1 protein-coding gene is annotated in these 237 nt (G+C 55.3%); it reads right to left on the minus strand.

The window, feature by feature from the left end:
• On the minus strand, positions 1 to 237 hold a 237-nt coding region (locus AC1RPR_RS09090), incomplete at both ends, for a hypothetical protein (protein ID WP_481763624.1).

The following is a 237-nucleotide window of genomic DNA, read 5'->3' on the forward strand; positions in this document are numbered from 1 at the left end:
TCTTGGAAGCCATGAACGAGATGCTTCAATGCTTCTTCATCGGCCAGTTGCGTTTCCAGTTCCGCCAGTCGCTCCTTCACTTCCTTGATGCGGCGCACCGTCATCCGATGCATCTCGATGCGGGCCTGCGTCGTGCTCAGGCGTTCCTGCAAATCGTTCATCTTGTCCGCCGCTTGTTCCGCGACCTCGAACTTCTTCAGGTCTTCCTGCGTCAACTGCTGGACTGCGATAATAGTT

The sequence above is a fragment of the Dellaglioa sp. CoH-57-MRSF-22 genome (assembly GCF_056781895.1).